We start from the raw sequence: 24507 nt of genomic DNA on the forward strand, positions 1-24507 counted from the left end.
GAGACTCGTTTCCATGCCTTCATCTAAAGATGTGAAGCCCGATCTTCAGGAGCTTGTTAGACTCTCGGGTGTCCGGATGATTGATTCTGGTCTTACTGTGGCAACTTGGGGCAACATCAGCTGTTGCGACAGAGAGACGGGCCTGATGTATATCACGCCCAGCGGTATGAACTACCATGAGATAGTCTATGATGATATCAATGTATACGATTTAAAAGGCAACCTTGTCCAAGGCCATCGTCGTCCGTCTATCGAGCACGATATGCATCGCGGCATGTACAATGCGCGCCCCGAGATATCGGCTTGTGTGCATACCCATCCCATTTTTTCAACCGTATTTTCGTCGATGGGTGAGAACATTCCCATTAACCTTCACGATGAAGCAGCGCAGGCGTTAGGTGATACCGTGCGCTGTGCGGACTACTGCCTTCCGGGGACGATCGATCTGGCAAGTGCTGTAGTGAGGGCCATGGGGGAAAAGGCAAATGCATGCCTGCTCCGGAATCATGGAGCCGTGTGCATTGGTGAAGATATGGACGGTGCGTTCAAAGTTTCGACTGTCCTTGAAATGGTCGCGGAGATTTATTGGCGCATTCGCGCTACAGGTAGCACCTATGTCCCCATATCTGATGAAAACGTCGCTGCGATGCAAATGTTTGTCAAGACTAAGTACGGCCAGTATTAGATTTGCATGGAGAGACAGGCCATGAAGTATACATATAAGTTCAAAATTGATGTGCCTACTTTTCGGAAGGCGCTGTATTTCAATGCCTTTGCTCGTAACCGTGCTCAGCTGGGATTTGTGGCCGCTGCATGGGCAGGAGCTGCAGTCCTTGCCGGTTTGGACCTATTTGGCAGGCTAGAACTTACCAATGTTGTCCAGATTTGCTACATCGTGGTACTTCTCTCAATGCCGCTTCTTATCTTCTCGTGCGAGCGCGGGTGGCGTGAATATCGGGATAGTGGGCTGCAAGAACGCGAACGAAGCGTTTCTGTCAGTGAAGACTGGGTGAAGTTTTGCATAAGTGGAGATGCAAATTCAGATAAGGTCGAGTGGCATAATATATCTGCTATTTTCGAACTTTTTGATGAGTTCGTCATCTACCGTGATGCCGATCAGATGGTTGTTCTCCCAAAATCAGTGATTAGTAATGAGGATATGCTAGTTCTACGCAGCCTGTTCATCAGGAAGTTGGGAAGAAGCTATAAGCTGCGAGCTTCTGTACCTGAAGGAGCATGTATTAAAGCATGATGACGAACGGGGATTGATCCAATTTCGGAGCAGAGGGGCTGTATGCCTCTCTGCTTTTTGCTTTATTACATTTTTACCTATGTTGTCGTCCTCTTGGCTGAGAAGTCCGGCTTACTGAACTCGAGAAAGGTCCATGGTCTCGAAGTGGGTGGTGTTTCTCTGGAACCGGATGGCGGATTGAGCCATTGAGGGATGCGTTATTGGGTTGCTTTTCCACCAGTCGAGTATCTCTCGCTGCTCTTTTTGCAGAGCCTCCTGCCATGGTCTTCATCTCCCACGCGCCGAAATGCTCGCTGAGTTCATGGAAATCTACTGCATCCATTTCTGTTATTAAGGGTTTAACTGGAACTGGAGCTGCGAAATCTATGCAAAACCCCAAGCATCTCGATAGCCTCTCATGTAATTCCAAAGACGTATGATCCGCATAGATTTTAAAACTTGCTGTCCATGACATTTACAGGGATTACAGGACGAGGACCAGAAATACGAGACAGGAAGCTGCTGCTTGCGACTGACAGTATGTGATCCGGAGCACAGTTGTTTTTGTCCCTCGAGCCTCCAGGCCCTCCAAGCTGCTGACTCTCCAAGATGTCTAGGGTTCCGTTCCCAATGAGAGCGGCTTATAAGCTTTGCTGTCATATGGATGCTAAAAATTTGGAAATTTGTCAGTTTTAAACATAATAAGTTGATTTGTATGGCAATCAAAAATGTTCCAGCGACAAGCGCATGGCATGCAGGCTATCGCGTAATTCCTGGATTCTGCGAATTGTTTCATCCTCACGGATGCTCGAGGTTTCTTTCATGATGCCCTCGTGCTAAAGGTAATCTTTTCATCGATGCCGCTGCTGAAGTTTGTCAGGTTGTCGTTGATTCCAATGACGCAGTGGCAGGCAACAATGACGGGATAGATGTTGCGGATGATGGCACCTCCGACGACATGAGGAGACAAGCGCCTTCCTATCTTTTTTCATGATGTCCTTGGTTATGTCGCCGTGGGTCATTGTTTTGCCGCAGGGAATAGCGAGCTGGACAGTGCGGACACTTCTCTGGACTTGGTGCCGCATGGCGCCAAGGGAGGTTCTCAGGGATCGGGACGCCTGTCTGCAAAATGGCGGTCCAGTCTGTCTCGCTCCTTCTGCAGAATGTCCAGATCGTTTCTGCTTTCCATCGTGTCGCCCAGGCCAAATCCGAAACGGTGGGCGCTGCCGACGATGGGGTGGGGCATCCCCTGAAATACACAGGCCATTCTTCCTGTTGGCCAGGCATGCCTTTACGACCGTCCTCTAGACGGCATCCGTCTTGGCTCGTGCGTCTGTTCCTGCTCCCGGCGTCTCTCGCCCGGAAGGATGCAGACGGAAATATCCGTCGCATTTCATGTGCAGAGGATGGTCCATGGTGCAGAAGCCTGCTGCCGGTCGAGAAATATCGGATGTGGGATCCCAGCTGCTGTCATTATTATGGTGTGGAAAGAGACAATGTGAAAGCCTCTTCGTTACGTTCGAGAGTGCATATGCATCCGTTATCGGTTGCAAGAATAGGAGATGCTCAGAGACTCCTGGCGCAGCGGGTGTCGGAAGGGCAACCCCCCTTTACTCATGATTTCAATTGCCGAACCGTCATCGCGTTCGAGCAGCCCTTTAGTCTACCGACATGGGAGCCGTGCTTAAGCGTCCGAGATTCGAGATCTCCAGCACACACTTCGCTCGTTTGGCAAAGAAGAGCGCCCGGTACGCGCATGCTGTAAAGAGATAGGACCCCCGCGAGAGGTACCGCATGGCCTTGGCCTTGGGAAACGCGATTTGCCTTTTTGGGGTGAGCTTCGGCTTCTTGATCATCCGTACATCCACCATCTCCACCCTTCCGACGTGTTTCGCGGCCGCCTCGGCCCTGGTCGAGCTGCAGTCGGGGATGAGGGCGACGCCTCGCGCGTCCTGGACCACATCCAGGTGCTCATGCCCCTTCAAAGAGCCCCCCTGTCGCCCTCCACGTCTTGAGGCCTTCCATCAGCACGTGCTCGTCGGCCGCCTGTCTCTCCGCCATGTGCTCGAGCTCCGCGCACCACGTCTGACCCGCGCTGCAGGCCAGCCTCCCCAGCAACTGCTGGTTGGTGCGGGCGTCGCAGAGCTCCCCCAGGCGCGTCTGCAGCTCCTTGAGTCGTGGTTCCGTCCCCTCGAGGGACTCGGGGCATCCGAGGCTCTCGATGACGTACCGCAGCCGCTTTGTGGCCTTCCTGAGCTCGTGCGTTGCCGTGACGTTCGCAAAGTCATGGGCGTCGAGTCGCAGCTGGAGGTTGAGGGCCTCATTAAGACAGGTCTCGTCCCCATGGCGCGCCAGGGCGTCCTCGTCGAGCTCGAGCGCGCCGAGGGCTTCGCGCAGGGAGCCGAGCCTGGTGGGCAGCGTCCCGTCCACCATCGCGTCGAGAAACCCCTCCATAGACGTCGCACGTCGCTGCATCAGCCTCGTGACCAATGCCCGCGCTGCGTCCGTCGTCAGCTGTCCCGCCTCTTCCGCCTCCTTCAGGCGTGCGCACAGCACGTCGGTCTCGCGCACGTCCGATAGGCTTCGTGCGAGATCGCGCAGGATCTGGCGCGCCTGGCGGTTGGGGGCACTCCTTGTCCACGGCCGCATGAAGTCAAGCAGGGAGCGCAGGGTTCGTGCCCTCACCCGCACGTCATGAACGGACTCCCCGTCGCCGCCCTGAAGGAGGCGCAGGAGTGCCGCGCGAAGTGCTCGTTCCAGCTCGTCCAGGTGTCGTGTCGCTGACGTCTCGGCATGCTCGCGCGTCGCTGACGAGCGAAAGAGGTGCGTCCGCCCGCTCTCGTCGATGCTCCAGCGAACCTGAGAGGAGGGTGCGTCGCCATCCAGGTCGAGCAGCACGGCAATGCGGTCTGACCCTCCCGTCGAGCAGAGGCAGCGATACGTCTTTCTGAACAGCCTTCGCGGCTGTATGACGGCAAGCCGCCCTTCATAGCCCATGACGGCGGCGAGGACCTCCCCCAGGCCGGGGCCGGGCGCACGCTGCAGCCGTGAGCCGGGTGGCAGCAGGCCCTCGCCGGGCTCCGCCGACGCGAGCCAGCGGGTCGGCAGGTCGCCCGCAAGCAGCGAGCAGCGCCTGAGCAGCTCTTCCGAAGAGACGGCATGTCCCGACGTCCGCCGTGGCTCTGTGAGGAACAAGACCCAATGGTCCATGGCGCACCCCCCTTGCACGGTCGTTTCGCATGGCCTCGGCCGTTCGCGCTCATGCCTCAAGTATCGCCCTTGGTCGGGCACCAAAGGCGCGCATGCGGGGGAGAGGCGCGGCGGCGTCGGGGAAGGCGACACAGCCCCGGCCCGCGCGACGATCGCGTCGCAGGATGAGGGGCTGCGGGCGCATCGGCGAGTGACATCGGCGTTCTTGTCAGCTTTGGCACCGTGCGTCGTGTCATACGTAGAGAGGGTCCCTGCTCGGGTATGACGACGAAAAAGAAGGCATGTGCGCGGAGGAAGCATGTTCACACTGACGAGAGATTCCGCCCGACGGGGCCGACGGAAGCGAGGACGAGCCGAGCAGCTGGTGGAGGCCTATGCCGACCTCATTCTGCGCCTGAGCTACAGCTACCTGCGCTCCACGCAGGACGCGGAGGACATCTGCCAGACGGTGCTGCTTCGGCTTCTCATGACCGACCCGCCCATACGCGACGAGGAGCATGAGCGAGCCTGGGTCATTCGCACCACGGCAAACGCCTGCAAGGACGTCCTTAAGTCAGCCCGACATCGTCGGGTGGTGGCACTTGACGCCATCGGCGAGGTCCAAGGCCCGGCGACGGACGACCCCGCCGAGCTCGCGAGCGACGCGGGCGCGGAGGCGCTCGCCGCCGTTATGGAGCTGCCCGACGTCTACCGCGAGGCGGTGCACCTGCACTACGTGGAGGGATGCCCCATAAGGGAGGTCGCCCGCCTCACGGACTCTACGGAGGCGGCCGTCACCAAGCGTCTGAGCAGGGCACGCAAGATGCTGCGCACAAGATTGGGGGAAGACCATGGCCGAGCCGATGGATGACTACAAGAGACGGATGAAGGCGCTGTCGTTCTCTGACGAGGCAAAGGGGCGCCTGGTGACGAGGCTCGTCGAGGCGTCGACGCAACAACGGGCGGGGGAGGCGGACTGCCGTCGGCGCCACATGGCGCTGAGGCCCGTTGCGGCGGCTGCCGCCCTTGTCGCGGCGTGTGCCCTCGGCGGTCTGGGCGTGGCATATGCCGGCGGCTCCCTCGTGAGCGTGTCGGACTTCTTCGGGGACGTCTTCCAGGGCGCCCCGGCACAGACTGACGTCGTCAACAAGGTGGGACGTCCCCTGGGCGCCGTCGCGCATGCGGACGGCATCAGCGTGAGCGCCGACGCCGTCATCGGTGATGGCAAGAACGTCGCCGTGGTGTACAGCATCACGCGCGACGACGGCAGGCCCCTGGTTGGCGCCGAACGGGGTGGCGACGCAATCGTCCCGCTCATGTTCTCGACGAGCGACCTGCGCATCGCGGGCGTCACGGGAAGCTACGGCAGCAGCTACTTCTACGACGCGGACCCTGCGGACCCCTCCGTGCAGTACGTGCAGCAGCTGTCGATGAGCGGGAGCTCAATCGTCGGCAAGACGGCTCACGTGACCTTGGCCGGCCTCTCTGCGACCGACGCCGCTTCGCAGCAGGCCACGCCCCTCTCGTCCGGCAGCTGGAACCTCAAGTTCGACATCAACTACGAAGACAGTGCACGGGCGCTGCCGGCGGGTGAAGACATCACGTTCAACGGGCTCTTTGCCACCGTGAGCGAGGCGTCCGTCTCGCCGATCGCGCTCAATCTGCGCTACGTCGTCCATGATGCGGCGGGCCTGCCCGCGGACGCGCCGAGCGGAAAGCTGCCCGCATACATGGAGGAGCGCACAAGGCAGCTCCTTGACCTGGGCACCATCACCATCACCATGGCAGACGGAAGCGTCGTCACAATCAAGGACAACGGCGGCGGCATAGTCTCAGAGCCCCGCGACGGCGTGATCGAGGTCGAGAAGAGCGTCTTTCTGCCGCAGGGAATCGACGTCGGCCGGCTCGCCTTCGTCACGGTGGGCGGCGCGACCTTACCCGCAGGCGCATAGCGTCCCCGTCCGACATCATCGCACGCTCAGAGGACGTGGCTTGCGCACTGCGTGTCGGTGGCTCACGATGGGCACGACGACAGGAGGGGCGCGACGGACGACGTCGCGCCCCGCACAGGGGGAGGCAGACATGGCGCGCGCCGACGGCGGATTCTTTGATAGATGCTATGAAGTGGTCCGACAGATACCGTGCGGACGGGTGGCAAGCTATGGGCAGGTGGCAGCGCTGATGGGTGAGCCGCGCAAGGCGCGTTTCGTGGGCTTTGCGCTCCATAAGAGCCCGGGTGCGGCAGCGGGCGTTCCCTGCCATCGTGTGGTCTTCAAGGACGGGATGCTGGCGCCGGGCTTTGCCTTTGGCGGTCCCGACGCCCAGAGAGATCTGCTCGAGCACGAGGGCGTGGCATTTTTACAGGACGGGCGCGTGGACATGGAGCACTGTCAGTGGCTCAAGTAAGTCTCAAATAAGTCTTAGGCAAGTCTATATCATGTCGTACCCATATCATTCAAAAACTCTCAAGTAACTCGTAAGTCACCAGATATAAGACCCTTTTTCATGCCGCACCCCTACGACCCGACACCAACGCGATCCATCAGTCGTCGCACCGCGCATCGCTTGTGAGCGACCTCGTGATCTTTAGGCAGGTAAGCCTCACGACATGCCGTAGACTGTGGGCGTCGGGTCCATGCAGTCGGAGAGGGGGCCGCGTATGGCCATGGAACATGAGGAGCGACGTCCCTGCAAGAGACGGGAGGACTCCCTGACCGAGACGGTCCATGTGGTCATGCATGCCGACGCCAACCCCGGGGGGCGTATCTTTGGCGGCAGGCTCATGGAGTGGATCGACATGGTGGGAGGTATCGCCGCCATCAGGCACTGCGGCGGTTCCGTGACCACGGCCTGCGTGGACAACCTCAACTTCATGGCGCCCGCCTACGTGGGCGACATCGTCGTCATGCGCGCCTTCGTGACCTTCGTGGGCCGCAGCTCCTGTGAGGTGCGCGTCGAGACCAACGTCGAGAACGTGGCGACGGGGGAGCGTACGCTCATCAACACCGCCTACCTCACGGAGGTCCATGTGACGCACGAGGGCCTCGTGGCCCCCATACCCTTTGGACTCGCGCTTGACGACCCCGACGTGCGTCGGGAGTGGGAGCTGGCCCTGCGCCGCCGGGAGATTCGGGGGATCCGCCGCTCGTCGGGCGTATAGGATTGCGGGGGCGTGGGGCGGGGGTGCCCGTCCATAGCGAACGACTCGCACCGACTTCTTCTGTCACCGACTTCCCTGATATACGATGGTCGTATCAGCCACTCTTCAGTTCTCAGCCACCATTCGAAGAAGGTCGTGCTCGATGATGTCCTCTCGCCTCGCCTCGCTCGGTGTCGCCGCGGCCCTCATGCTCGGGCTGCTCAGCGCCACCCCCGCCAACGCAGCTGACGTTGCGCCCGCTCTTGCGCCGACGCCATCACAGGGGCAGCCCGTCGCCAGCGACACGCTCGGCGCCCCCACGAAGGACCTTGGCGAGCAGCCGGCCCTCCGGCCGGACGACCTGCCCGGCGAGACGCCCGCTCCGCAGGACTCAGGCGCCTCTCTTCCCGCGGCGCCGCAGAACGACCCCGTCTTCCTGGGACGGCCCGTCCCTGCCGTCCCGACCGCCGACGAGCTGGCGTCACGCAACGTCGACGGGCGCCTCCTGGCGCCAGGCACCTACGCCGTCCACGCCCTGGGCAAGTCGCTCGACGTCGCCGGGGGCAGCGACGCGGACGGCGCCAACGTCCAGCTGTGGCAGGACAACGGCACCGCCGCTCAGCAATGGCAGGTGCTTGTCGATGCAAAGGGATACGTGACCTTGCGCAATGTCCGTTCGGGCAGATGCCTTGACGTTACCGGGGGGCGCGCCCGCGACGGCGCCAACGTCCAGCAGTACGGCGGCAACGGAACCATCGCCCAGTCGTGGGTGATCGACAGGACGGATGCCGGCCTCGTGCTGCGCCCCGCGCTCGACTGTGGCCTGGCGCTCGACGTTGCCGGGGGCAGCGACGCGGACGGCGCTAACGTCCAGCTGTGGCAGGACAACGGAACGCCGGCGCAGGTCTGGTCGTTCACCCTCTCCGACCTGGGCAAGGCGGTCGCCCGCAACGAGGGCGGCGCCATCTTGGGGTCGGGGACCTACGTTCTGACGGGCGAGGGGTCCGGCAAGGTCGTCGACGTGGCGGCGGGAAGCTACGAGGCCGGCGCCAGGGTCCAGACCTACGAGCGAAACGGCACCGGGGCGCAGAGCTGGATCGCCACGGTTGACGAGCAGGGCTACGTGACGCTCTGTAACGCCCAGTCGGGGAAGGTCCTGGACGTGCGTCACGGCATCGGGTGCGAGGGGACTCCCGTCCAGCAGTACGATCCCAACGGCACGGGCTCCCAGAGGTGGGTGGCCCTTCCCTGCGGAGCGGGTCTCGTCTCGCTGCGCTGCGCCCTTGACCTGACGCTTGCCCTGGACGTCCGGGCGGGCTCACTGGCAAACGGCGCGACGCTCCAGCTCTACGCCGCCAACGGCACGCAGGCGCAGGCCTGGCGCCTTGAGGCGGCGCCCGCCGCCGCAATCGCCCCAGGGTGGCACCGCCTGGCCCCCCTCGCGGACCTCACGCGGTCGCTTGACGTTCCCGGCGGGTCGACGAGCGCCGCAGGCCTCCAACTTTACGCCGCCAACGGCACGCAGGCGCAGTCCTGGTGGGTGAGGCATCTGGGGGGTTCGAGCTACGCGCTTCAGGCGAGCTGCTCGGGCCTCTATCTTACCGACGACGATGGCCGGCGTCAGGCGCCCGACGCGGGTGCGCGGAGTCGCTGGGGCGTCTCGTACGCCCCGTCAGGCGGCTACGTGCTGACCAACGAGGCGACGGGTGCGCGCCTCGACCTCGGTCAGGGTGCGCGCTGGGCCGCCCTGTGGGCGACGAGCGGCGTGCGCGCCGGCTTCTACGAGGTCTGCCTGGCCGCAAATCCCTCGCTTCGTCTTGATGACGAATACGCCTCCAAGACCCCTGGGACCAGGGTACAGCTTTGGTCGGGCAACGGCACCCTTGCCCAGCGATGGTGGCTTCGCGAGGCGGGAGGGGGCGCACTCACGCTCACCAACTGCAACTCCGGGCTGGCCCTCGACGCGCGAGGAGCAAATCTCGGTTCCGGGACGGACGTCCGGCAGTGGCCCCGCGGCGGCGGTGCGACGCAACGCTGGCTCATCACCATGGGCGCCTCGGGGCTCGAGCTGCGCTCGGCCGCCGAAGAGGCGGTGCTCCAGGCCTGTGGCGAGACGATGAGTGCCGGCGCGGGCGTGCGGCTCTTTGAGCCCGACGGATCTGTCGCCCAGTCCTGGCGTCTTGCTGCGGCGCCGGCGCCCTCGAAGATCGGCTATCAGAACCCGGCGGGCCACTACCAGGTTTCGAGCTGGAACGTCGTCGTTCCCGGCGGCCACGGCATCTTTTCCTACGCCTCGCCAAGCGTGATCGGGCTTGAGGCCACGCGCGAGGACTGCGTTGACGCGTTCGTGCGGCGCGCGTACGACTATCTTGGCACCCCCTACGTGTGGAACTACTCCTGCGCCCCCGGGGTGGGCGTGGACTGCATCGGACTGGTGTTTCAGTGCGCCTACGCGACGGGCATGGACCTGGGTAGCGCTGTGTACGAGAGCGACTTCAACCCCTGGAGCCATGTGTCGTCAGGCCCCCGGGGCTGGCACAGCCATGACGCCAACAACTTCTGGAACTACGCACGGGCGCAGAAGGTTCCCTACGAGGACCTCCGACGCGGCGACGTCATCTCCTATGCGGGCCATGCGGCCATCTACGTGGGCGGCGGCAAGATGATCGAGGCGTATTCGCGCGCCACGGGGGTGAGGCTCACGGCGGTGCGCCCGGGCCGTGGCTGCATCAGGCTCTTCAGCTAGAGGTCGTACCAGTTCGGGGGCCTTGGGCCGAGGCCGCGTCGATGGCGCGTCGGCCGCTCGCCGCGGCGCCCCCGCGCCGAGTGGAGCGTCTTTCTTATGGGGTGAGGGGCACGTCCTCTTTTTGACCCTCTATACTGCTCAATGTACGCTCAGGACGACGAGAGGGGCACCATGCCGGGCAAGCGAAGCGACGTCATCTCGTGGGACGAGTTCTTCATGCGGGTCGCCATCGCGGCGAGCCTCAGAAGCAAGGACCCCAAGACCCAGGTGGGTGCCTGCATCGCCGACACCAACCACCGCATCCTCTCCGTGGGGTACAACGGCACGCCCTCGGGCATCACGGATGACGCGTTTCCCTGGGAGGACTCCGATGACCCCCTCTTTGACAAGCACAACTACGTCATCCATGCCGAGGCCAACGCCCTGCTCAACTATCGCGGCTCGCTCAAGGACGTGCAGGGGGCTACGGTCTACGTGACGCTCTTCCCCTGCCAGGAGTGTGCCAAGATGCTCATCCAAGCGGGCGTCGGCGAGGTCGTCTACCTGGACGACAAGTACCATGACACGCTGGGTGCACAGGTCTCTCGCACCGCCCTCGAGACCTGCGGGGTCACGTATCGCAGGATCGAGCTGAGCGACGACGCGCTCGGCTAGGAACATGAGCGCCTGCTCACGGCACGGCTACGGCGCTCTCGCGCGCGGCGCGAGGTGACGAAGGCGTGATTGCCGCCTTGGGCCCATGTACGCGCACCCACCCATCGGGTAGGATAGTGCACCGTAATGACGTCACGTGGAAAGGCCCGAGGTGTCCGAGAAGACGACGCGCATGCTCGATGACGTCCGTGGTCGCGTTGACCCCGACGTCCTCGCCGCGCAGCAGAGGGGGAGCGTTGCCGCCCCGGTGGGCACGCCGGACAATCCCTCCGACCGCGTCCTCACGCTCGCCAATCTCATCACGGCCTGCCGCCTCGCACTGACGGTCGCGTTTTTGGCGCTGTTCGTAAGCGGGGTCAACCGGTCGCTCGCCCTTGTCTGCTATGCCGTCGCCGCGCTCACCGACTTCGTTGACGGGCAGGTCGCTCGCCGCACGCAGACCGTGAGCTGGCTGGGCAAGATCATGGACCCCGTCATGGACCGCGTGCTGCTCTTTACGGGCGTGCTGGGCCTCATGGCCACAGGCGAGCTGCCCGCGTGGGTCGCCGCCTTCGTGATCCTGCGCGACGGCTACCTCTTCGTGGGCACGCTCATCCTGCAGCGCTACCGTCGGCGCCCGGTTGACGTCATCTACATTGGCAAGGTCACCACCGCGCTGCTCATGTCCGGCTTCGTCCTCATGCTCCTCGGCGTCCCGCACATGGGCGGCCTGGGCGTCACGGGGGCGTCCTGGCTTCCCGTCCTCAATGCCCATGGGGGTTCCGTGGGCGTGCTGCTCGTGTACGCGGGCGTGGTGCTCTCCGCCATCACGGCGGGCGTCTACACCGCAACCGGCATCCGGATCATGAGGCGCGCCCGCGCCACGCGCAGGGGCGCGGAAGGGGAAGCGTCATGACGAGAGAGGCGCGCAGACGCCCGTCACGGCTGCTCCTTACGCTCGCTGTCATGCTCATGGCGGCACTGCTGACGCCCGCGAGGGCATGGGCCGACGAGCCCGCTCTGAGCGAAGCCCAGGCCTATGTCCTTGTTGACCAGGGCGGCAACGTCCTTGCCTCCCAAAACGCCGACCAGCAGATGGAGCCCGCCTCCATAACCAAGATCATGACGGCGATGGTCGCGCTCGACTCGGGCAAGGACCTTGACGACGCCTGCACCCTCACGCGGGTGACCTATGACTCCAATGCCCAGCTCGCGGGCATCGCGACGGGCGACGTCATCAGCTTCAGGAACCTCCTGCAGGTCATGCTCGTCTATTCCGCCAACGACGCGGCCGACAACGTCGCCCTGGCCGTCTCGGGGTCCACGGAGGACTTCGTGGCGCGGATGAACGAGAAGGCCCGCGAGATCGGCATGACGAACACGCATTTCTCCAACACGCACGGGCTGTCCGAGGACGCTCACCGCTCGACCGCCGAGGACCTCGTCAAGATGGGCGCATATGCGCTCGAGCACTATCCCTTCATCGCGCGGACGGTGCGCATGCGCTCGGTCACGGCGACCTTCGCGGGGACGCAGACGACCTACGCCTCCACCGACGAGCTCATGGACAGCTACGCGGGGCTGATCGGCATCAAGACGGGCTCCGTCGAGTCGGGCTACACCTTCCTCGGCTGCTCGGAGCGCAGCGGCGTCAGGCTCTATAGCTGCGTGTTGGGCTGCGCCACCAACGCCGGGCGCTTCGGGGACACGGCTCGCCTCATGGACTGGGGGTACGAGAGCCGCTACCAGCGCAGGACGCTGTCGCGCGCCAAGCTCCCCGTGCGCATCGTCAACGCCTCCACGAGCTTCTTCGGCCGCCTGCTGGTCGTTGCCGGCATGGATGCGAGCGGCCTCGTCCTGCCCGAACGAGACATCGCGTGGAGCTCGACGATGCTGCTGCCGGGGTCGTTGGTTGACCCCGGATCGGGGTACGGGAGCAGCGTCTGGACACAGGACGGGCGCACGGTCTGCGCCGAGACCTATCTGGCCGACACGCAAACGCGTGACCTTCCCCAGGTCAACGTGTTCGCGCTGCCGCTCTTCGTCAACATGGACGAGCTTCTTGGCGCGGCATGAGGGGAGGGCCATGGACCTGACGACGCTCAAAGATGAGCAGCTGGCGCTCGGCGCCCGCTTTGAGGGGGAGGGGGGCACACTGGCATCCCCCTCGTCCTATGTGGGAGAGCCCCGTCCTGAGGACCTTGAGGACGGCGTAGCCCTGGTGGACCTGAGCGGGATGCTCCTGCTTCTTGCCTCGGGCGCTCAGGCGGCGTCCTTTGGCGGACTCGCGCTCGCCGGGCCCAAGCTCGCCGTGGGCGACTGCGCCCTCCAGGCGTCGCTGCTGGGCGACGGGGCGCTGGCGTCGGTCCCCCTTGTCGCGCGCACGGGTGACGCGGAGCTGCTCGTGATGGACCCCTGGCCGCGTCACGAGCTGTTGCGCTCGTGGCTGGGCTTTCTGAGGGACGTCGAGCAGGACGGCGTGAGGCCTTTCGAGAGCCTCGACCTTGACGACATGAGCGATCGTCTCGTGCCCCTGGCCCTCGTCGGCTCGACGGCGCGCCTCGTCCTTCAGGACTACGTCCGAGGCACGGAGCGCCTGCCGGAGCCGGGCGAGGTGGTGAACCTCGACCTGGACGGTCACATCACGACCATCGTGGCGTCCCCCGCAGGCGCCGGGGACGCGTGTTTGCTGCTGCTCGTGCCGCCCGCCTGCGCACGTGTCGTGTGGAGGAGCCTGCTCTCCTTTGCCGTCGTGACGCCCCTGGGGCATGAGGGCTTCCTCTCATGGTCCCGGCGACGGTGGAGGGCGCTCAGAAGCTGCGCGTCGCAGGACAGAATACGGGTGCCGCGCGCGCAGCTGGAGCGCGACGGGCTCGTGCGCCCCGGGCGCGACTTCGTGGGCGCACGAGGGTTGGATGACTGACGGCCCCACAACGGCCTCGGCGCCAGGGGCCCTTCGTGCGCCGTGGGCCGTGCGACTGCCGCAGGCGAGGATGGCGACCGGAAGGAAGGCATATGAAATACTCGATCAACGCACCGCACGTTCCCGACGCCCCGGGCCCCTTCTCGATGGGCACCACCGCGGGGCGCCTCATCTTCACGGCCGGTCAGGTCGCCCTTGACCCGCGCCATCCCGACCGAATCGTCGAGGGTGGGGTGGCGTCGCAGCTGGAGCGCATCCTTGACATCGTCGAGGAGCTCCTCGGGGAGTGCGACTGCTCGGTCGTGGACGTCGCGAAGGCGACGCTGTACCTCGCCTGCCTTGACGACCTGCCCGAGGCCGAGGCCGTCATCTCGCGGCGCTTTCCCGCGCCCGCGCCGGCGCTTTCGGTGGTCGAGGTCTCGCGCCTCCCCCTGGGCGCACTTGTCGAGATGGACTGCATCGCCTGCAGGTAGTAGGGTTAGAATAGCTGTGCTAGCACCTTGATGATGGGAGCGTGCACTATGGATCAGACCAAGAAGAACGGCGCGGACATGGACGCCACCGAGATCTTCAGGATGCCGTCCACGGACTCCACGTCGCCCGACCTCATCGGGGGCGCCACGCCCGCGCGGCCGACGCTCTCGATCGTGAAGGGTCCCCAGACGGGATCCGTCTTCGAGCTGGGCACGGTGGAGATCTCCATCGGTCGCGACCCCTCCAACGCCGTCTTTCTCAACGATATGACCGTCTCGCGTCGCCATGCGCGCATCGACCTGTCGGGCATCTCGTCCGGCTACGCCACGATCGAGGACCTGGGGTCGCTCAACGGCACCTGGGTTGACGGGGCCATCGTGAACAAGGCGGTCCTCAAGGACGGGTCCACGGTGCAGATCGGCACGTTTCGCATGGTCTTCCACACCAACCGGAAGCCCACGAGGATCGAGACCGGTGCCTAGCCCATGCCAGATGCCGGGTATCTCACGATAGGGAAGGTCGTCAAAAGGCTGCAGGCGCAGTACCCGGACCTCTCCATCTCAAAGGTGCGCTACCTTGAGGACGAGGGGCTGCTCACGCCCTCGCGCACCCCGTCGGGCTACCGCCTGTACTCACAGTCGGACATCCATCGCCTGGAGACGATTCTCTACCTGCAGAAGAATCGATTCATGCCCCTGCAGGTCATCAGGGACCAGCTGGAGGGCAAGAGCGGCGACGCGCTGTCAGGGGCCCTCGCCGCCAGCCTCACGGAGGCGCAGCAGGAGGGCGCCGCGGCCCAGGACCGCCTCTATCCCATCGATCGCGTCCCCGAGCTCTTCGGCACGTCCGTGAGTCTGGTGCGTCAGTGCTCCGACGCCGGGCTCATCGTCCTCAAGAAGTCGCCGCACGGTCGCGACCTGGTTGACGGGCACGACATCCCCCTCATACGAACCTGCAACGAGCTCCAGCACTTTGGCATCGCCCCCAAGAACCTTCGCCAGTACGTCACGGCGGCCAACCGCGAGAGCGCCCTCTTTGAGCAGGCCCTCATGGTGTACGCACGCAAGGCGGGCGGCGTCGAGATGGAGCATACGAACGAGACGCGCGAGCAGTTTGCCAACGCCCTCCAGCAGATACTGATACTTACGAGCCAGGTGCACGACACCCTGCTCAAGCGGCAGATCAGACGGGCCTTCTCACAGATGGGGGAGTAGGAGGCCGCCTGGCTTGACCGCACGATTGACGAAAGGACCTTTCATGCCCCAGGACGACGGCACGCTCGAGAGCCACATCATTGACATACCGGACTATCCCGAGCCGGGCGTCGTCTTCAAGGACATCACGCCCCTTCTCGCCTCGCCTGCGGGATTGCGCGAGGCCGTCGATAGGATGGCGGACCACTTTACGGACGCGGGAATCACGAAGGTCATCGGTGCGGAGGCGCGCGGCTTCTTGGTGGGCGCCCCGGTTGCCTACAAGCTGGGGGCCGGCTTCGTGCCGGCCCGCAAGCCCGGCAAGCTCCCTCGCGCCGTGTATAGCGAGTCGTATCTGCTGGAGTACGGCACGGACGAGCTTCAGATACACCAGGACGCCATCCAGGCGGGCGACAGGATCCTCATCGTGGACGACCTCGTCGCGACGGGCGGCACGGCGGTGGCGACGGCCAAGCTTGCGACCAAGGCCGGCGGGGAGGTCGTGGGCTTTGCCTTCCTCCTCGAGCTTGCCTTCCTCGACCCGCGTACGACCATCGGGCGGGAGTTTTCCCAGGAGGTCTTCACGCTCGTGACGGTCAGCTAGGCACCGTCCTGCCGGCTTGCGACGGTCGCCTGAACCCCTTGCGCCGCAGCTCTGACGGGTCACGTCGGCTTTTTCGTCGCCGACTGTCGCGAGGGCCGCGTGCCACCCCACGCATCGTGGCGCGTCGCTCCCACCAAGGGATATGATGGAACCCTCGCACGCGAGGGAGGGAGAGGGCGCGATGCCCAACAATCGAGCGGACAAACAGGTGAGCAGGCGCTTCTCGCGGCGCTTTCAGGTGGACATGATCTGGGAGGGGGCCCTTGTGGGCCTGGCGGGAGGTGGCGTCGTCACGCTGTATCGCCTGAGCCTCACCCGCGCCGAGGTCCTTTTGCGCCAGCTGCTTGCCCTCATGCAGCGACAGCCCCTTGCTATCGTGGGCCTCGTGGCCCTGCTCGTCGTCTCGTGCCTGATCGTGGCAAAGCTGGTGAGCTGGGAGCCGTATACCCAGGGTTCGGGCATTCCCCAGATCGACGCCGAGGTCATGGGCCGCATCGACATGCCCTGGCATCGGGTGGTGCTGGCAAAGTTCGTGGAGGGGACCCTCCTGACGCTCTCGGGCCTCTCGCTGGGCCGTGAGGGTCCCAGCGTGCAGCTGGGCGGCATGGGCGGCAAGGCCGTCTCGCGGGCGCTCAAACGCGGCAGGGGAGAGGAGCGTCTGCTTGTCACCTGCGGGGCGGCGGCGGGCATGTCAGCCGCGTTCCATGCGCCCCTCACGGGCGTGCTCTTTGCGGTGGAGGAGATTCACAAGGAGTTCACCCCGTCGCTCATCGTCTCGGCCATGGCGTCGGCCGTCGCCGCGGACTTTCTCGTCTCGCAGGTGCTCGGCGTCACGCCGGTGCTGCAGCTGCGCTTCGTGCGCGACCTGCCGCATGCCTACTATCTGGCGGTGCTGGGACTGGGGCTGCTCTGCGGCGTCCTGGGGTCGCTTCACAACCAGGGCATGTTCCTGCTGAGCGAGCGGGCCTTCGCGCGTCTCGGGCGCCTTCCCTTCGTGGTGCGCCTCGCCGTGCCCTACCTGCTCTCCGGCGTCGTGGCATGCGTCGCTCCGGTGCTCTTGTGCGGTGGCGACGCCATCGTCGAGGTCCTCGGGAGGCCCGACGCGCTGCCCCTGCTGACCATCGTGGGCCTGCTGGTGGGGAAGTACCTCTTCACCAGCGTCTCCTTTGCATCGGGGGCGCCGGGCGGCACGCTGTTTCCGCTCTGCGTCATGGGAATGCTCATCGGTGCCCTCTACGGGAGCCTTCTCGCGCACGTCACGGGCATCCAGGGCCTCTTTGTCGTCAACTTCATGGCCTTGGGCATAGCCGGCCTGTTCTCCTCGGTCGTGCGTGCGCCCGTCACGGGCGTGGTGCTCGCCTTTGAGCTCACGGGGAGCTTCAGCGCGCTGCTGGCGGTATCCATCGTGTCCATCGTGGCATACGTGATCGCCAACGTGCTGGGCAGCGACCCGTTCTACGAGCACCTGCTGGCAAACCTGCTGGGCGTGAGGAAGGTCACCTCGTCCGTGCGCGGTAACGTGACGGGCGAGAAGGCCCTTCATTCCTACACGGTGGGCGCGGGCAGCCGCCTTGAGGGCAGACGCCTGTGCGACGTTGACTGGCCGGCGTCCTCCCGCATCGTGACGATCGACCGCATGGGCACGGACATCGTGCCCACGGGCTCCACGATGCTCGAGTCGCTCGACAGCATCCTGGTCATCATGGACGCCGACAGCGAGGACCAGATTCAACCCAAGATATGGGACCTGTGTCGGAGCTCTCTGGCTACGGCGCGCACGCCGCGACGCTAGCGTCGCACAAGGAAACGGCGGTGTCGCACAAAAGGGCACGACGCGTCTGTCGTCACGTGTGCGACCCCACTCGGTCCACCCGGGACCCGTCCGCGCCTGCGAGGGTAGGCGAAAAAGGCCCTCGCAGGCGCGATCGGAGGCAGGACCCCAGGCTCCTAAAGCGGGCGTTTCTTTTACTTTACATAAGATATATTATCATATTTTTAGGAGGCGGCGGAGGGGGGTGCTAGCCCTCGACGGGCTGTCCCAGATACGACGCGACGCTCGTCGCGGCGATGGCGCCGTCCGCAGCGGCCGTCACGATCTGTCGCAGGCTCTTCTGCCTCACGTCACCAGCGGCAAAAAGGCCCGGAACCGTCGTCTCCATGCGCTCGTTTGCGACCACATATCCCTGGCGGTCAAGCTCAACGAGGTCCTTGACGAGTCCGGACGCAGGCACGCGACCCACGAAGACAAAGACGCCAAACGACCCCTTGTCGAAGGTCTCGGTGGTCAGCGCACCCGTCTCGTTGTTGCGGAAGGTCACGCTCTGCAGCAGCCCGTCTCCCCCGACCGCCGTGATACTAGTTAGGTACCTAACTTCTAGTTTCTCGCTCTCGGCGACCTGCTTCGCCACGGAGGCCTGGGCGCGCATGTGGTCCTTGCGGACGACCATGGTCACCTTGTCGGCAAACTTGGTGAGAAAAAGGGCCTCCTCGGCCGCGGAGTTGCCGCCGCCGATCACGAAGACCTGCTTGCCGCGGTAGAACATGCCGTCACACGTGGCGCAGTATGACACGCCATGACCGCCAAACTCCTCCTCGCCGTCAAAGCCCGCATGGCGCGGCGTGGCGCCGCCGGCGAGGATGACCGCTCTGGTGACGTAGCTCGCTGCGGAGGTCGTCACGGTGAAGAGCCCGGACGACTCGTCGCGGCTGATGGAGCGTACGTCCTCCATGACGATGGCCGCTCCCAGGTCCTTGGCCTGCCTTTGCATGGCGTCGGTGAGCGAGAAGCCGTCGGTGTGCGGCACGCCAGGATAGTTGTCAACCTCGTTCGTGAGGATGACCTGCCCGCCGACGGCCTCCTGCTCAAGCGTGACGGCGTCAAGCAGCGCTCGGGCGGCGTAGATGGCGGCGGAGAGCCCCGCCGGGCCCCCTCCCACGATGACGAGGTCCCTGATGTTATCTGTCATGAGGCAACCCTTCGTTGTTGCGATGGCACTACAGGGACTGTTGTACCCAACTACGGGGCTCAACCATGGGCGGGTCGGTCGCGACATGACGCTCGTCCTGCCTGACGGCGCGCCCGGTGCATGGCAACAATTGGCCGCTGGCGGCGCAACATGGCGAGTTGGCGCGTGCGACCTGCGTCAACGTAGCCAAACACGACATTGATACCAAAACGTGGCGGCAAACGGCCTAATGTTGGTATGTCCGTCGTGTTTTGGCCACGAAGGACGTCACGATGACGATGACTCCACGTCCGACTCCGCCTTCGAGGCTGCCGGCGAGGAGGGCAGGATGAGGTTGAGCGCGATGCCCGCGAGCGCCGAGGTGGCCATGCCAGGCAGCGTGTAGGAGCCCAGCGGGATTGCCGCACCCGACGTCTCCATGCCGACGCCCAGGATGATGACGACGGAGGCGATCATGAGGTTGCGGTTCTCGTCAAAGTTCACGCGATTTGCCACGAGCATGCGCAGCCCGTTGGAGGCGATGAGACCAAAGAGGAGAAGGCTCACGCCCCCCATGACCGGCGTGGGGATGGTGCTGATGAAGGCGGCGAGCTTGGGGCAGAAGCCGCCCACGAACAGGGCAAAACCAGCGGCGTACCAGAACACCTGGGTCGCATACACGCGCGTGACGCTCATGACGCCGATGTTCTCGGCATAGGTGGTGGTGGGAGGGCCGCCGAGAAAGCCGGAGATCATGGTCGAGATGCCGTCACCGGCCAGGGAGCGCGGCAGCATGGGACGATAGTCGCGTCCCACGATCTCGCCGACGGCAAGCAGGTGGCCGATGTGCTCGATGACGACGACCAGCGCGACCGGCGCGACGAGCGCGACGGCGCCCGGGTCAAGCTGGGGCATCTGCACGGGAGGCAGGCCCAGCCAGGCGGCATCGGCGACGGCCTGCACGTTCACGAGCCCCAGGGGGATGGAGACAAGGTAGCCGACGATGATGGCCAAAAGGATGGGAAGCGTTCCTAGGAGGCCTCCCCTGCTGGAGAACGCGACGGCGGCAATAAGCGTGACGGCGGCGACGAGGGCGCCCTCGGCGACGAACGAGTCCGTCGCCGCGTTGAGGGCCATCCGCACGGCCGTGGCGGAGAGGCCCACGCCAATGACCACCATGACGGATGCGACGAGCACGGGCGGCAGAAGCCTGTCGAGCCATCCCGTGCCGACGAGCTTGATGATGCCGGCAACGACCAGAAAGACGACGCCCGCCGCGACGACGCCCGAAAGCGCCGTGGACAGGCTTCCCGTGGCGGCGGTCGCCGCGATGATGGGGCTGATGAACGCAAAGGAGCTGCCAAGATAGCTGGGAATCTTGTTGCGCGTGACGAGCAGGTAGCAGATCGTGCCGATGCCCGAGCACATGATGGCGACGTTGGGATTCAGGCCCGTGAGGACCGGTACGAGCACCGTCGCGCCGAACATGCTCATCATGTGCTGGATGCCGAGCGGTATGGCCCTCGAGCTGCTCATGCGCTCGTCGACGCCGATGACCGATCGAGTGGTGCGTGCCATGCGTCTCCCTTCATTCTGGGTGTGGTCCCGCGAGGCGAAGGCTTCGCGGCAAGTTACGCCTCAAAGGTCAAAAAAAGGGCCCGACCTCAGTCGGGCCCCGGACGGCCTCGCCGCTAGGAGACGAGGAAGTAGATAACGAAGGCGGCCGCCGCAACCCACATGAGGGGCTTGATCTTCCTGACCTGGCCCGTGGCGAGGGCGACGACGACATAGCCGATGAAGCCCAGACCGATGCCGGACGAGATGGAGTAGGTCATGGGGATGCCGGCGACGATGAGGAAGGCGGGAAGGCCCTCGAGAAGGTCACCCCATGCGATCTCGGCCGCCTCGGACAGCATGAGGTAGCCAACATACACCAAGGCGCCGCAGGTGGCGGCCCCGGGAACCACGGCGATCAGGGGTGCGAAGAACGCGGCGAGGATGAAGAGCAGACCGCAGGACACGGACGTGAGGCCCGTGCGCCCGCCGTCGGCGGCGCCGGAGGCGGACTCGACGAAGGAGGTGATGGAGGAGGCGCCCACGAGGCCGCCCATCCAGGCGGCGCAGGAGTCCACGACGAGAATCTCTCGCATGTTCTCCACGTTGTCGTCCTCGGTGAGGAACTCACCCTGCTTCGCGACGGCCATGGCGGTGCCCATCGTGTCGAAGAAGTCCGACATCATGAGCGAGAAGGCCAGGATGAGCAGGGTGGGCGTCGTGACGACCTTGGCGAGGCCGATGACGCCGGCCTGGTCGGCCTGGAAGGGCGCCCCAAAGGACGAGAAGTCGGGCAGCGAGACGACGCCCGCCGGCATGGCCGTGAGCCCCAGGGGGATGCCCAGGACGACGGCGACGAGGATGCCCAGGAGCAGGGCGCCCTTGACGCCCAACGCCACGAAGGTGACCGTGGCAACGATGGAGATGACACCCAGGATGAACGAGGGGCTCGTGACGTCGCCCAGCGAGACCAGCGTCGCGCCGTCACCGTTGATGATGCCGGCATTGGCGAGGCCGATCATGGCGATGAAGAGGCCGAGCCCCACCGAGATGCCATGGCGCAGCGACACGGGGATGGCGTCCATGATGGCCTCGCGCAGGCCGCACAGGACCAGCAGCAGGATGACGACGCCCTCGACGAAGATGACGCCCATGGCGGCGTGCCAGTCGCCGTCGCAGTACGACGTGGTGGCGACGACGATCATGGAGTTGATGCCGAGCCCGGAGGCCAGGGCGATCGGTCGGTTGGCGAAGACTCCCATGAGAATCGTCATGACGCCGGCGCCAAAGCAGGTGCTGGTGATGGTGGCGGAGATGGGGACGCCCGCGCTCGAGAGAATGAGGGGGTTCAGGGCGATGATGTAGGACATCGCCAGAAACGTCGTCAGGCCGGCGCGAAACTCCTGCGAGAGGGACGATCCCCTCTCGGACATCTTGAAGAGCTGTTCCATGCGTTCCTTCCTTCCAGCATGTTTGGATGGGTCCTTGCCGCCACGACGCTGGCTCGGCGGCATCGTGCGACGGCGTCAGACGCCGCTGGAGCCAAAGCCCTGCGCGCCGCGGTCGGTCTCGTCAAGGGCGCTGACCTCCTTGAGCGTCACGACGGGGACGCGCTTGATGACGAGCTGGGCGATGCGCTCGCCGCGCTCGATGCGGATGTCATGGACCGGGTCAAGGTTGATGGCGCAGACCTTGAGCTCGCCGCGGTAGTGGGCGTCGATGAGGCCGGGGGTGTTGGCCATGGAGAGGCCCTTCTTGAGGGCGAGGCCGCTGCGCGGCTGGACGAAGCCCCCGAAGCCCTCGGGGATGGCGACGGCGAGCCCCGTCGACACGAGGCGCCGCTCAAAGGGCTTGAGCGTCACGTCCTCGTTCGAGCGCAAATCAAGCCCCGCGTCGCCCTCATAGGCATAGCTTGGCAGCTGGACGGTGGGATCGAGGCGGCGTATGGGAAGGGTGATGCGGTCGGGCTGGTGCGTCATCGGGCAAGACTCCTCAGTTCCTCGCTGAATTCATCGACGTCCTTGAAATCACGGTAGACGGAGGCGAAGCGCACGTAGGCGACCTTGTCAACGTCGGCAAGGCGCTGCAGCACCATCTTTCCCAGGTCCTGGGAGTCAACCTCGGACATGCCGTTGTCCCTGAGCTCCGAGACGATCTCGTCGATGAGGCCGTCGAGCTTCTCCATGGGGACGTCGCGCTTGATGGTGGCCGCGACGAGGCCCCGCATGAGCTTGCCCCTCTCGAAGGTCTCCTTGTGACCGTCCTTCTTGACGACCAGAAGGGGCATCTCCTCGCGCCGCTCGTAGGTGGTGAATCGCGTGCCGCAGCGAACGCATTCCCTGCGGCGGCGGATGGCGTCATTGCTCTCGGAGGGACGCGAGTCCACGACCTTGGACTCCTCGCACCCACACTTCGGACAGCGCATGTATCCCCCTATCAAAGTGACAACGGGACGATAGCACAAGACGTCCGGTCGCGGCAGGCCCGAGGTCAATCGTCCTGAATATGAAACAAAGCAGGACGCCGGCAAAGCAAGGCCGCGATGGTGCCTGAGGCTGCCCCTGGGCGGGCCCCTCCTAGGAGGCGGGGACGACGAGGCGGTCCCCCGGCCGGACGCGCGCCCCGTCGAGGCCGTTTTGAACGCCGATCCAGGAGGCGACGTCCTGGGTCGAGACGCCGTCCAGGCGGGACCTTTGGGCGATGTCCCAGACGCTGTCCCCCTGATGCACGACGACGACCTGCGTGGGGGCGGCCTCGAGCAGGGCGGCCGCGCGGCGCTGCGCCCCAGACGAGAGCAGGCCGACGGCCACGAGGGCCGCGAGCGCAAGGACGACGCCTGCCGCGGTGAGGCGCCAAGGCACGCGGGCGTGCCGCGGCCGACGCATGGCCGGGGCGTCCGCGCGGGACCTGCCTCCCGTGATGAGCGTGAACAGCGGGCGCTCCTCGTCCTCGGGGGCCGAGGCGTCAAGGGCGGCAGAGGGCAGGGCAATGGCGGCGATGGCGGTGGGCATGATGGCTTCTCCCCTGTCGTAGGTAACTGGGATAGGTATAGCAGGCGGACCCGACAGGAATGCGATTAGAACACACGTACTTAGAACACATGTGCTATACTACGAACACGCAGGGCGGCTGTCAAGTGAAATAAGAACATATGTTTTCATTCCGCCCCGTCGCTCGGCGACCACCGCAAGGGGGAGACATGTCCAAGGACAAGCTCAGCAAGAGGCAGGCGTCCATCTACGACTACATCTGCGCGTATACGGCCGAGCACGGCTATGCGCCCTCGGTGCGCGAGATCGGCAAGGCCGTGGGGCTCGCCTCCCCCTCCACCGTCCACATGCACCTTAAGGTGCTCGAGGAGCGCCAGCTCATCAAGCGGGCCAGCAACAAGCCCCGCACGATCGAAGTCAAGGGCCCGGAGCGTCCCTCCGACGCCGTCGGCGTGGCCCCCGCCACCCGTGACGTCAACGTCGCCATGCTGTCGTTGCCGCTCGTGGGCCGCGTGGCCGCCGGCACCCCCATCCTGGCCGAGCAGAACGTCGAGGAGGAAGTCGCCCTGCCCGTCAGCCTGGTGGGCGACGCCTGCTCGTTCCTGTTGCGGGTCCGCGGCAGCTCCATGATCAACAAGGGCATCCTCGACGGCGACGTCATCGCCGTCCACGAGCAGCCGGACGCCTCCGACGGCGACGTCGTCGTGGCGCTCGTCGATGACGGAGCCACGGTCAAGACGTTCTATCGCGAGAAGGGCCGGATTCGCCTGCAGCCCGAGAACGACGCGATGGAGCCCATCTACGCCACGAACCCGCGTATCGTGGGCAAGGTCGTGGCGCTGGTGCGCTCCCTTGCCTAGCGCCGCGCGCCCACGAACCCCGCCTG

The 24507-nt window shown here is 64.8% G+C and carries 26 protein-coding genes; 17 read left to right on the forward strand and 9 right to left on the reverse strand.

Annotated features, from left to right (window positions below):
- Positions 1–13 precede the first annotated feature (13 nt).
- Positions 14–685 carry a class II aldolase/adducin family protein gene (locus BN3001_RS03350; protein WP_058270379.1) on the forward strand — a complete coding sequence of 224 codons (672 nt, stop codon included), beginning with the start codon at positions 14–16 and terminating at the stop codon, positions 683–685.
- A 21-nt stretch (positions 686–706) separates the two neighbouring features.
- Positions 707–1252, forward strand: a complete 546-nt coding sequence (locus tag BN3001_RS08125) for a hypothetical protein (protein ID WP_197407445.1) — start codon at positions 707–709, stop codon at positions 1250–1252.
- A 799-nt stretch (positions 1253–2051) separates the two neighbouring features.
- On the opposite strand, the gene BN3001_RS08710 is transcribed toward BN3001_RS08125, so the two are convergent.
- The 3 genes from BN3001_RS08710 to BN3001_RS03360 all read right to left on the reverse strand — a co-directional run bounded on the left by BN3001_RS08710 (position 2052) and on the right by BN3001_RS03360 (position 4441).
- Entirely contained in the window at positions 2052–2213 is a 162-nt protein-coding gene (locus BN3001_RS08710) for an MGMT family protein (protein WP_082629955.1), read from the reverse strand.
- Between the two features lie 676 nt (positions 2214–2889).
- A complete protein-coding gene (locus BN3001_RS03355) occupies positions 2890–3216 on the reverse strand; it encodes a hypothetical protein (protein WP_058270380.1) in 327 nt (108 codons plus the stop codon).
- Positions 3203–4441 (reverse strand): CHAD domain-containing protein, encoded by a 1239-nt coding sequence (locus BN3001_RS03360; RefSeq protein WP_058270381.1) that lies wholly within the window; start codon positions 4439–4441, stop codon positions 3203–3205. Before BN3001_RS03360 ends, BN3001_RS03355 begins: the two co-directional genes overlap by 14 nt.
- Positions 4442–4739: 298 nt before the next feature.
- Here BN3001_RS03360 and BN3001_RS03365 point away from each other — a divergent pair, with 298 nt between their 5' ends.
- The 14 genes from BN3001_RS03365 to BN3001_RS03430 all read left to right on the forward strand — a co-directional run bounded on the left by BN3001_RS03365 (position 4740) and on the right by BN3001_RS03430 (position 17924).
- A complete protein-coding gene (locus tag BN3001_RS03365) occupies positions 4740–5291 on the forward strand; it encodes an RNA polymerase sigma factor (protein WP_058270382.1) in 552 nt (183 codons plus the stop codon).
- Positions 5272–6372, forward strand: a complete 1101-nt coding sequence (locus BN3001_RS03370) for a DUF4179 domain-containing protein (RefSeq protein WP_082629957.1) — start codon at positions 5272–5274, stop codon at positions 6370–6372. The genes BN3001_RS03365 and BN3001_RS03370 overlap by 20 nt, the downstream gene beginning before the upstream one ends.
- Before the next feature lie 130 nt (positions 6373–6502).
- Positions 6503–6826 carry an MGMT family protein gene (locus BN3001_RS03375; protein ID WP_058270384.1) on the forward strand — a complete coding sequence of 108 codons (324 nt, stop codon included), beginning with the start codon at positions 6503–6505 and terminating at the stop codon, positions 6824–6826.
- Between the two features lie 253 nt (positions 6827–7079).
- Entirely contained in the window at positions 7080–7580 is a 501-nt protein-coding gene (locus BN3001_RS03380) for an acyl-CoA thioesterase (RefSeq protein ID WP_197407447.1), read from the forward strand.
- Positions 7581–7722: 142 nt separating this feature from the next.
- A complete protein-coding gene (locus BN3001_RS03385; protein ID WP_058270385.1) occupies positions 7723–10305 on the forward strand; it encodes an RICIN domain-containing protein in 2583 nt (860 codons plus the stop codon).
- A 171-nt stretch (positions 10306–10476) separates the two neighbouring features.
- Positions 10477–10959: a deoxycytidylate deaminase gene (locus BN3001_RS03390; RefSeq protein WP_058270551.1), complete on the forward strand. Its 483-nt coding sequence runs from the start codon at positions 10477–10479 to the stop codon at positions 10957–10959.
- 136 nt (positions 10960–11095) lie between these two features.
- On the forward strand, positions 11096–11854 hold the full coding sequence (locus tag BN3001_RS03395; protein WP_235815028.1) for a CDP-alcohol phosphatidyltransferase family protein: 759 nt from the start codon (positions 11096–11098) through the stop codon (positions 11852–11854).
- Entirely contained in the window at positions 11851–13014 is a 1164-nt protein-coding gene (locus BN3001_RS03400) for a D-alanyl-D-alanine carboxypeptidase family protein (RefSeq protein ID WP_058270386.1), read from the forward strand. The genes BN3001_RS03395 and BN3001_RS03400 overlap by 4 nt, the downstream gene beginning before the upstream one ends.
- Before the next feature lie 10 nt (positions 13015–13024).
- On the forward strand, positions 13025–13861 hold the full coding sequence (locus tag BN3001_RS03405; protein ID WP_058270387.1) for a hypothetical protein: 837 nt from the start codon (positions 13025–13027) through the stop codon (positions 13859–13861).
- Between the two features lie 92 nt (positions 13862–13953).
- The gene (locus BN3001_RS03410) at positions 13954–14334 is read left to right on the forward strand and encodes a RidA family protein (protein WP_058270388.1); all 381 of its coding nucleotides are present in this window, start codon (positions 13954–13956) and stop codon (positions 14332–14334) included.
- 48 nt (positions 14335–14382) lie between these two features.
- On the forward strand, positions 14383–14817 hold the full coding sequence (locus BN3001_RS03415) for an FHA domain-containing protein (RefSeq protein ID WP_058270389.1): 435 nt from the start codon (positions 14383–14385) through the stop codon (positions 14815–14817).
- A gap of 3 nt (positions 14818–14820) precedes the next feature.
- The gene (gene ftsR / locus BN3001_RS03420) at positions 14821–15549 is read left to right on the forward strand and encodes a transcriptional regulator FtsR (protein WP_058270390.1); all 729 of its coding nucleotides are present in this window, start codon (positions 14821–14823) and stop codon (positions 15547–15549) included.
- A 43-nt stretch (positions 15550–15592) separates the two neighbouring features.
- Positions 15593–16132 carry an adenine phosphoribosyltransferase gene (locus BN3001_RS03425; protein WP_058270391.1) on the forward strand — a complete coding sequence of 180 codons (540 nt, stop codon included), beginning with the start codon at positions 15593–15595 and terminating at the stop codon, positions 16130–16132.
- A gap of 181 nt (positions 16133–16313) precedes the next feature.
- A complete protein-coding gene (locus BN3001_RS03430) occupies positions 16314–17924 on the forward strand; it encodes a ClC family H(+)/Cl(-) exchange transporter (protein WP_058270553.1) in 1611 nt (536 codons plus the stop codon).
- A 226-nt stretch (positions 17925–18150) separates the two neighbouring features.
- Here the strand turns inward: BN3001_RS03430 and trxB are convergent, their stop codons facing one another.
- From trxB to BN3001_RS03460, 6 genes are all read right to left on the reverse strand, one after another.
- Positions 18151–19098, reverse strand: a complete 948-nt coding sequence (gene trxB, locus BN3001_RS03435; RefSeq protein ID WP_058270392.1) for a thioredoxin-disulfide reductase — start codon at positions 19096–19098, stop codon at positions 18151–18153.
- 267 nt (positions 19099–19365) lie between these two features.
- Positions 19366–20655 carry a uracil-xanthine permease family protein gene (locus tag BN3001_RS03440; protein WP_058270393.1) on the reverse strand — a complete coding sequence of 430 codons (1290 nt, stop codon included), beginning with the start codon at positions 20653–20655 and terminating at the stop codon, positions 19366–19368.
- 113 nt (positions 20656–20768) lie between these two features.
- Positions 20769–22082 carry an NCS2 family permease gene (locus BN3001_RS03445; RefSeq protein ID WP_058270394.1) on the reverse strand — a complete coding sequence of 438 codons (1314 nt, stop codon included), beginning with the start codon at positions 22080–22082 and terminating at the stop codon, positions 20769–20771.
- 75 nt (positions 22083–22157) lie between these two features.
- The gene (gene dut, locus BN3001_RS03450; protein WP_058270395.1) at positions 22158–22610 is read right to left on the reverse strand and encodes a dUTP diphosphatase; all 453 of its coding nucleotides are present in this window, start codon (positions 22608–22610) and stop codon (positions 22158–22160) included.
- Positions 22607–23056: a transcriptional regulator NrdR gene (gene nrdR / locus BN3001_RS03455; protein WP_058270396.1), complete on the reverse strand. Its 450-nt coding sequence runs from the start codon at positions 23054–23056 to the stop codon at positions 22607–22609. Before nrdR ends, dut begins: the two co-directional genes overlap by 4 nt.
- 151 nt (positions 23057–23207) lie before the next feature.
- A complete protein-coding gene (locus BN3001_RS03460) occupies positions 23208–23642 on the reverse strand; it encodes a LysM peptidoglycan-binding domain-containing protein (RefSeq protein WP_058270397.1) in 435 nt (144 codons plus the stop codon).
- Between the two features lie 188 nt (positions 23643–23830).
- Between BN3001_RS03460 and lexA the strand changes: the two genes are divergently transcribed.
- On the forward strand, positions 23831–24481 hold the full coding sequence (lexA, locus tag BN3001_RS03465) for a transcriptional repressor LexA (protein WP_058270398.1): 651 nt from the start codon (positions 23831–23833) through the stop codon (positions 24479–24481).
- The last annotated feature ends 26 nt before the right edge of the window (positions 24482–24507 follow it).

The organism is Olsenella massiliensis, from assembly GCF_001457795.1.
GTDB lineage: Bacteria > Actinomycetota > Coriobacteriia > Coriobacteriales > Atopobiaceae > Olsenella_F > Olsenella_F massiliensis.

What these genes read in the sequence shown, in the direction of transcription:
- BN3001_RS03400 (WP_058270386.1), top strand. Translation starts at nt 11,851, where the DNA reads ATGACGAGAGAGGCGCGCAGACGCCCGTCACGGCTGCTCCTTACGCTC.
- BN3001_RS03360 (WP_058270381.1), bottom strand. Translation starts at nt 4,441, where the DNA reads ATGGACCATTGGGTCTTGTTCCTCACAGAGCCACGGCGGACGTCGGGA.
- BN3001_RS03375 (WP_058270384.1), top strand. Translation starts at nt 6,503, where the DNA reads ATGGCGCGCGCCGACGGCGGATTCTTTGATAGATGCTATGAAGTGGTC.
- nrdR (WP_058270396.1), bottom strand. Translation starts at nt 23,056, where the DNA reads ATGCGCTGTCCGAAGTGTGGGTGCGAGGAGTCCAAGGTCGTGGACTCG.
- BN3001_RS03370 (WP_082629957.1), top strand. Translation starts at nt 5,272, where the DNA reads ATGGCCGAGCCGATGGATGACTACAAGAGACGGATGAAGGCGCTGTCG.
- ftsR (WP_058270390.1), top strand. Translation starts at nt 14,821, where the DNA reads ATGCCAGATGCCGGGTATCTCACGATAGGGAAGGTCGTCAAAAGGCTG.
- BN3001_RS03365 (WP_058270382.1), top strand. Translation starts at nt 4,740, where the DNA reads ATGTTCACACTGACGAGAGATTCCGCCCGACGGGGCCGACGGAAGCGA.
- BN3001_RS03410 (WP_058270388.1), top strand. Translation starts at nt 13,954, where the DNA reads ATGAAATACTCGATCAACGCACCGCACGTTCCCGACGCCCCGGGCCCC.
- BN3001_RS03350 (WP_058270379.1), top strand. Translation starts at nt 14, where the DNA reads ATGCCTTCATCTAAAGATGTGAAGCCCGATCTTCAGGAGCTTGTTAGA.
- BN3001_RS03405 (WP_058270387.1), top strand. Translation starts at nt 13,025, where the DNA reads ATGGACCTGACGACGCTCAAAGATGAGCAGCTGGCGCTCGGCGCCCGC.
- BN3001_RS03425 (WP_058270391.1), top strand. Translation starts at nt 15,593, where the DNA reads ATGCCCCAGGACGACGGCACGCTCGAGAGCCACATCATTGACATACCG.
- BN3001_RS03380 (WP_197407447.1), top strand. Translation starts at nt 7,080, where the DNA reads ATGGCCATGGAACATGAGGAGCGACGTCCCTGCAAGAGACGGGAGGAC.
- lexA (WP_058270398.1), top strand. Translation starts at nt 23,831, where the DNA reads ATGTCCAAGGACAAGCTCAGCAAGAGGCAGGCGTCCATCTACGACTAC.
- BN3001_RS03385 (WP_058270385.1), top strand. Translation starts at nt 7,723, where the DNA reads ATGATGTCCTCTCGCCTCGCCTCGCTCGGTGTCGCCGCGGCCCTCATG.
- BN3001_RS03415 (WP_058270389.1), top strand. Translation starts at nt 14,383, where the DNA reads ATGGATCAGACCAAGAAGAACGGCGCGGACATGGACGCCACCGAGATC.
- trxB (WP_058270392.1), bottom strand. Translation starts at nt 19,098, where the DNA reads ATGACAGATAACATCAGGGACCTCGTCATCGTGGGAGGGGGCCCGGCG.
- dut (WP_058270395.1), bottom strand. Translation starts at nt 22,610, where the DNA reads ATGACGCACCAGCCCGACCGCATCACCCTTCCCATACGCCGCCTCGAT.
- BN3001_RS03390 (WP_058270551.1), top strand. Translation starts at nt 10,477, where the DNA reads ATGCCGGGCAAGCGAAGCGACGTCATCTCGTGGGACGAGTTCTTCATG.
- BN3001_RS03460 (WP_058270397.1), bottom strand. Translation starts at nt 23,642, where the DNA reads ATGCCCACCGCCATCGCCGCCATTGCCCTGCCCTCTGCCGCCCTTGAC.
- BN3001_RS03440 (WP_058270393.1), bottom strand. Translation starts at nt 20,655, where the DNA reads ATGGCACGCACCACTCGATCGGTCATCGGCGTCGACGAGCGCATGAGC.
- BN3001_RS03430 (WP_058270553.1), top strand. Translation starts at nt 16,314, where the DNA reads ATGCCCAACAATCGAGCGGACAAACAGGTGAGCAGGCGCTTCTCGCGG.
- BN3001_RS08125 (WP_197407445.1), top strand. Translation starts at nt 707, where the DNA reads ATGAAGTATACATATAAGTTCAAAATTGATGTGCCTACTTTTCGGAAG.
- BN3001_RS03445 (WP_058270394.1), bottom strand. Translation starts at nt 22,082, where the DNA reads ATGGAACAGCTCTTCAAGATGTCCGAGAGGGGATCGTCCCTCTCGCAG.